This is a genomic window from Coprococcus eutactus, assembly GCF_001404675.1.
GTDB lineage: Bacteria > Bacillota > Clostridia > Lachnospirales > Lachnospiraceae > Coprococcus > Coprococcus aceti.
Map to the genome: position 1 here is coordinate 611,483 of NZ_CYXU01000002.1, position 7,572 is coordinate 619,054.

The 7,572-nt window shown below is 31.9% G+C and carries 4 protein-coding genes and 1 pseudogene; all 5 read left to right on the plus strand.

The window, feature by feature from the left end; genetic code table 11:
* Positions 1-75 precede the first annotated feature (75 nt).
* The 5 genes and pseudogenes from ARA78_RS07080 (at position 76) to ARA78_RS07095 (ending at position 7,530) form a co-directional block, all read left to right on the plus strand.
* Positions 76-3,180, plus strand: coding sequence for a metallophosphoesterase family protein (locus ARA78_RS07080; RefSeq protein WP_082423608.1), 3,105 nt, complete (start codon positions 76-78; stop codon positions 3,178-3,180).
* 326 nt (positions 3,181-3,506) lie between these two features.
* Positions 3,507-4,297, plus strand: a pseudogene (locus tag ARA78_RS14555) (nucleotidyltransferase).
* 289 nt (positions 4,298-4,586) lie between these two features.
* On the plus strand, positions 4,587-4,742 hold the full coding sequence (locus tag ARA78_RS14640) for an abortive infection family protein (RefSeq protein ID WP_082423614.1): 156 nt from the start codon (positions 4,587-4,589) through the stop codon (positions 4,740-4,742).
* Between the two features lie 173 nt (positions 4,743-4,915).
* Complete coding sequence (locus ARA78_RS07090) at positions 4,916-5,779, plus strand: hypothetical protein (RefSeq protein ID WP_055280298.1); 864 nt, start codon at positions 4,916-4,918, stop codon at positions 5,777-5,779.
* 650 nt (positions 5,780-6,429) lie between these two features.
* Positions 6,430-7,530, plus strand: a complete 1,101-nt coding sequence (locus tag ARA78_RS07095; RefSeq protein ID WP_055280299.1) for a P-loop ATPase, Sll1717 family — start codon at positions 6,430-6,432, stop codon at positions 7,528-7,530.
* Positions 7,531-7,572: the final 42 nt, after the last annotated feature.

A 7,572-nucleotide genomic window follows, 5' to 3' on the forward strand; every position in this document is an offset into this window, starting at 1 on the left:
ATTGGTGGTTATAGGAGATGTAGATGGATTGAGATTTGCCACATAATATAGACTATAAAAGAACTGCGTGTTATAATGATTATTATTGAAATACATGACAAAACAAGAAGAAAAGGACAATTTATAGATGAAAGCCCATGGAGTGAAGGAGGTAAAATGAAGATACTTTTTTTACACTTAAGTGATGCGCATTTAAGAGATAATACAGAACTTAGAGTAATAAATATAAATGCAATTGTGAATTCTTTAGTACAAATTGGAGAATTTGATGAATGTGCATTGGTGTTTTCAGGGGATATTGTTAATGCAGGAGATAAAAATTCATATGCCAATGCAGGGAAACTTGTGGGTTATATCGCAAAAAACATTAGTCAGAAATATATTGACGGAAAATATGTTCAAACACTTATTGTGCCTGGAAACCATGACAATTTAGTAAAAAACAAGAATAGAGATAATTTTGAATTGGAGTCCTATTATGAAAGGAACGAAGTAGATTCAAGATTTAATGATGATTTAGATGAATTATCAAATTTTTATGAATTTGCAAAAAGAAATAGATGCTTTTTAAAAAGCAAAGTAATTGATGTGAGAAAAGTCAAATATGATAATTTCATAATAAAGGTAAACTTAATAAATTCAGCTCCTTTTTCCTTATTAGGAAGTGGAAATAGGGACAAAGGAATGCATTATATTCCTCTGACTGAATTTGAAAAGTTAAACATAGATTTACACCAGAAATATACAATTTCTATAATTCATCATGGCCCAGAATGGTTTAGTGATACATCAAAGCATAAATTGTATGATACTCTAAATCAATCAACAGATTTGTTATTTGTAGGACATGAACATTTTGCTTTAAATGAGGACAAGGATGTTAACGGAAAACATATTGATATTTCAAGTGGTATAGCACTTTATGGAACAAAAACAGAACATGGATTTAATGCATTAATATTAGATACTGAAGCACATACACTTGTTGGATATAAATACATATATAATGGCAAAATATATAAACCGACAAAAGTGATAGATAATAAAAATGTTATTTTCAATACTAATAGTAACTTTAGATTCACGCCAGAATTTCAGAAAGAACTGTTGACTGATGCAAATGAGCGGGATGGTGAAAATTATAGTAAGTATTTTGTTTTCCCAGCATTAGAGTCAAAAGATACAAATTCAGATTTAAAGAATTTTACAGTTACATCTGATAGTAAATTTAAAGAATTATTGTCGATTAAATCAAAAATATCTATTGAGGGCAGTTCGCGTACAGGGAAAAGTATTTTAGCAAAATATCTTACGAATCAATTATCAGAAGATTACACTGTATTGTTTTTAACAGAAGATAGTTTTACTCCTAAAAATATAAAGAATATTATAAAATATGCCATTCAAAATGAATTTGGTGATAACGCTGATGTAGATGAATTTTTGCAACTTGAAAAAGAAAAGAAAATTCTTATAGTGGATGGCAACGATAAAGTTAATAAAGAAAAATGGAGAGCATTCTTAGATGAATATTCAGAGCAATTTGGACATATTATCACATTTTGTGGTATTGACTGGAATATGAATATAAAAGACAGAACAGTGGAAGAACTAACAGAAAATGCATTCTTCTATTTAAAAATATGTCCGTTTTATTATGTGAAAAGAGAGCAACTTATTAAGAAAATATGTTCTAACTACTTAGTGGAATATCCTTCATTGGATGTTGAAGAAAAAAGCAGAAAAATCAATGAAGATATTACTAATCAAATAAAATATTTTCAGCTTACTCCTGATTTCATTCATCAATTTGTTGATTATTATATCCAGTTCTCACATATAAAAACACAGAGTGAAACAAATGTTTTTAGTAAGGTATTTGCCGCAAATATTACATACAGAATTTCTAAAAATACAAAAGAAGATAATGATGTTGATGAAATTTTAATGGCATTAGATTATGTTGCACATTTTATTCATTTTATAAAAAAGTATCAGAAAATTTCATATAAAGAATTTGAGAGCGCTGTTGATGAATATAAAAAAAGATATGATAATGAAGAACTTAACACAAAATATGTGTATAAAGTGGCGATAAACTCAAATATTTTGAAAGAATCAAGCATTTCTTTCGAGCTTGAATTTTGCGATGAAAACTTATTGGCATACTTTGTTGCTCGGCATTTGAATAGAACATGCCAGATGAGGGAGAGCCTAGAAGATTTAAAGGAGGTTCTAGATAATATTTGCTTTGGAATTAATGGTGATGTAATACTTTTTCTGTCATATATTACAAGTAATACACAAATATTAAGGCCAATATTACAGAGCATTTTTGCACATATGAATGACTGGCTAGAGTTAGATATTGATAAGAATAATATTGAATTTTTATCGAAAGTTTCAAATACATCAACTCCTAAACTTCCAGACAAAACAGAAAAAGAAAAAATCAAAGAAGTGAAAAATAAAATGGAAAAGGAGATTATTGAAGAAAAGGAAAACCAAGCCGATAGTCTATACTCGTATGATGCTAGTAAAGTGAATTCTTTCAGTAATAAAATAGCTAAGGGTATTAATTATTTGGATCTTGTTGCAAAAATCCTTCCTAATTTTAGATTTATGTTGCAGGCTGATGAAAAGAAAGAAATAGTAGATATTTTGTATAGATATCCAAATAAGCTATTATATTTTATGCTTAAGGATATAGATGCAAATTGTAGTAGGATCATTGAAGATATTTTAAAAAGTAAACCTAAAACAAGAAAAGGTATATTAATAACAGAAGATATGATAACATGTGAATTGCAAAATCAATCAATGGCATACATTTTAAGTATTTATGATTTTATTTCTATGACAGCATCGACTATGAAAACTATTGGGGACTTAGAAAAATTTGATTATAACCAAAATACAAATTATAAAATACAAAATTTAATGATGCAAGAGAATGTTGCCAATTTCAAAACATTTGCCGCAAGAGCAGAGCAAATTTATGATGCATCAAATTTACCGCTAATTAAGAAGATGGTTAAATTAATTGTCAGAAAGTATTTTATTTATCACGATGTTGAAATGCATGGGGATGCTATTCGTTTAATAGATAAATTTTTTGGAAAAGGGCAAAGAAAAGATTGCCAAATTCTACAAGCTAAAAATCAAATAATAAAAAAATAGCAATCACTATATAGGATTTTCACCTATATGTCGTTTCCTCATAAAAGATTACGACCAACTTAATATGAGGTGGTATAGTATTCAAGATACGTTAATAGTGATTGCTAATATAAGTATATTTGAGATTTTGAAAAATATGAATGGAAATCTTGAGGTGTTAGGGGTAGGCGAACGTTCTATGAAAACAATTACTATAATAGGAAATCGTTTGCGAACAATGAGATATGACTGTACATAATGTATATATTGCTGTTGAAGATAAATATGGATTTATAAGCATTTGACTAATTAAGGAAACGAGATATATGTAAATAAATTTACTTATTATGGCGGCAGGAATGGGATTAAGATTTGTAATAGGAATAAAACAGCTGGAGCCTATAGATGATGGTTAGCACATTATCATGGATTACTCAATCCATGATGCCATAGATGAAGGGTTTAATCACGTTGTATTTATTATCCGCAAGGATATCGAGGGTAATTCATGGGAGCTGTCGGCAGGCAGAATTAGCTATGGAGAACAGGACAGGCCGTGCTTGTAGCTAAAGCTGTGTTGAATACAACATTTGTCGTGATAAATGCAGATGATTATTATGGCAAGGAAGGCTTCAGACTGGTTCATGAGCATCTGGTGAACGGAGGACAGTCATGTATGGCTGGATTTGTACTTAAGAATACATTGTCTGATAATGGTGGTGTGACCAGAGGCATTTGCAAGATGGACGATCAGAATAATCTGACGGAGGTGGTGGAGACCAGGAATATCGTCAAGACTGTGAATGGTGCAGAGACGGACGGCACAGCCATTGATACGGAGTCTCTGGTGTCCATGAACATGTGGGGACTGACACCGGAATTCCTGGATATGTTGGAGGCAGGATTTGCGGAGTTCTTTGAGACGGAGGTTCCAACTGATCCACTTAAGGCAGAGTTCCTTATTCCTACATTTATAGGAGAACTTCTGGATGAGAAGAAGATGACAGTTAAGGTTCTCCGGACGAATGATACCTGATATGGTATGACGTATAAGGAGGATGTTGAGGCTGTTAAGGAGAGCTTTAAGGGGATGATTGAGGACGGTATGTATGAGAAGGATTTGTTTGGGGATTTGTAGATAGGATGTTTATATGGATGTGATGTGATGTAATTGCCAGCCCGGGAGGGCTGGCAATTGGTGGTTATAGGGAATTTCACAGATTTATTATGATTTACAATATAATGTAGATTGGAAAAGATTGTATGTTATAATGTTCAATATCAAAGTATGCGACAAAACAAATGACTGACGACAATTTTATTTAAACCAATTTGGTAAGGTAATATAGATACTTTATTCGTATCAATTCTTAGCTAGTAAATAATAGCTATTGGGGATGGTTATACAATAAAGGAATAAATCTTCGATTGTTGAAAGGAGAAACAAAGACAGTGATGCGCATGGAGTTGGGGCTAATAGGATAGCAATTGATGAACATCATGCAAGACTGTTTGTAAATGCGTCAATGGCAATGTCGGATTTTTATATTATCTGTTTATATGAAGGAGGCATGACGATATGATTCATCGAGTGACTTGTGATAAATGTGGTTCCATTTCGGAATATGATGATAGATCTATATGGGAGGGCAACCGTGAACGTGAAGAGGTAGAATGCCCTGTGTGGGGGAATAATATTGGGAGCGTTTTTACAGACCTTGTACCTGTAGCAAGGCTTATAAGTAAAGGATAAATTATGTATAGAAAAGTAATGTTTTCATTGATGTTGCTGTCATTGATACTATTATCTCTAATTGCATGGAAAGTTGGTGTGTTTACAGCAATTGTAGGCCTACCATTTTTTTCGTTAGTAGAGAAGATTGTTACAAATACTTATTTTTCTGGTGTAGCTTGCAGTATTATTGCTGTTATTATTATTTACAAATGGCAGGTGTTGTATAGCAAGAGAAAGCTGAAGCAGGATTTTAGATGTAACGAATGTATTGAAGGTATATATGATGGCATTGAAGCAGTTAGAAAATATATGCCATTAGTTCCAGAAAAGGAAAAATGGGATAGAGTTTGTGATTATGAAGAATTTCGCAAAAAAAATGCAAAGAAATATATTGACTTCTATTGGGAGCATAAAGGTGACATTTATATTGCAAATTTGACATTATCATACAAGGGCAATGATTTGCTGATTGACTCAATTCAATCATGCTTTTTCATTAACCTTAATTTCAAGTTGTTGGGGATTTTGAATCATGTGAAGAATAGGCTGCCAAATCTCAGAAACAAATACCCTGAAATTGATAAGCTGGCAAAAGAATACATAGAATCGGCTAGTGAAGACATAATGATACAACTGGGAGAAACGTTGGACTCATACTTTGTAGATGCGAGATGTATGGCAGACTACTGGCAGAAGTTGCTTGATTATTTAGAGTATGATCCGACGTTCGTTAAACTATTTGTAAAAACGTATAATGCACGATATAAATTTGAAGATGATATAAAGTTGCCAGTAACGGTTAGGAATAGCCAGGCTATTGATGTGGAGAGAGAAGTAAAAAAGGCGATTCTAAGATATAAAATTAGAAACTTTTGGAAAAAATAAGAGTGTATAAGCACGATTAAAATAACTTTTACATTTTATAATTTGTTAAAGAGAGAATATAATAAAGCACATTTTGCAAGACAATGCACTTGAATCATGGGCAATGCCCATTAAATATAGCAATTTCATTTTAAACGGAAAGGCTACACTACAATATCGAAAACAATTTGTATCATCCTTACACAATGCAGTTGTGCTATTTATCAAGCAGTTGATAATCTTAGGAGGAAACGAGGTATGTACAATATAATCATGTACGTCCGCGTTCTTATAATAATTACAAAACGCCTTACGAGGCACGCTACGGGGTTGCATAAACCCTGTGGCAGAATTTAGGTCGTAGTATTACAAAAAAGCTTGATCACAACAATTGCAACATGGAGAATGGAGAGAATAATGAAGTAGGACAGATAGCGGTAGATAAGCAGTTGGCCGAATGGAGGATGAAAGTTACTGATAAATAAGGGAAAAATGATAATTGGAGCAATATATAGTAAACAAATAATGTGGAATTTATAGTTTGATGGTTACGTAAAACAACATGATGATATATCAAAATATATTGATTGTATAATAAATACATGATACTATCGATATATATACAAATAGAACACTAAACTAAATCCATAATTGAAAGGGGAGACGGATAAATGAAGAATTCAACATTTGAGACATTCAAAAAGGAAAATAGACTTATTTTATTTGGACATGAGGATGCAGGAAAGGAGGATGATTCTCGTTTAACATCGTACTATTATAAAACAATACAATATGAGGATGTAATGTCTGGATTGAATTTACAAATAATAACGGGGGAAAAGGGAACAGGTAAATCTGCATTATTAAAAATGGCTTATATAGAGTCAGCAGAAAGAAATTTTGTTCCCCTATGGATTAGATTAGATGATTTATCTGAGTTGTACTCAGATATACTTAGATCAGATAATTTGTATGAGTTAAAAACATTATGGAAGAGAGCAATTAGTAAATTAGTAATAATGAAACTGATATCCCATATGACTTTTGTTATGGGAGATGATTGTCAGAAGGCTATGACTTGGGCCTATAATACGGGCTATGCAGAAAAAGATTTTATAGCTAAATCAGTGAAAATATTAAAACCGATGTATGATAAATATATTAAATTAGATGAGGATTCTGAATCATGCGGAGAGCATCATGTGCTACAGAGAATGATCAATAATAAAAAAATCAGGCTTTTCTTTGATGATTTTGATTTGGACTGGAAGGGGAAGGCGTCGGATATATTAAAAATAAAAAGTTTATTATTGGTTTTAAGCGATATGACTAGTGACATGGGGGGATTGTCTGCAAGAATTGCATTAAGAACAGATGTATATGAGATGATTCGAGATGAGGAGTTTTCTGACAAATTCGAAAGCTCGATTATTAAGTGTCAATGGAACAACCAGGAAATAATGAAGACCTTGGCCAAAAGGATATGTACATATTTTGATGAAACATTTGATGAGTCTATCACTGCAAATAAACAAACAATGCAATATAATATAGCAAAATATTTAAATATTGTATTTGTACCTAGATTTGATGAGCAAGCAAGGGCATGGACAAATGCACCAACACACAAAGTAATATATTCATTAATAAGAAGAAAACCTAGAGATATGGTAAAATTGTGCCAAAGTGTAGCTGAAGAAGCGTATAAAAAACGTCTAAATTTGATTGATATGTACCCAGAATCCTGGACACATATTTATGAACTAGGCTGAACACATGGATGCTATCCTGTATTGTACAGGTGGCATCCATTT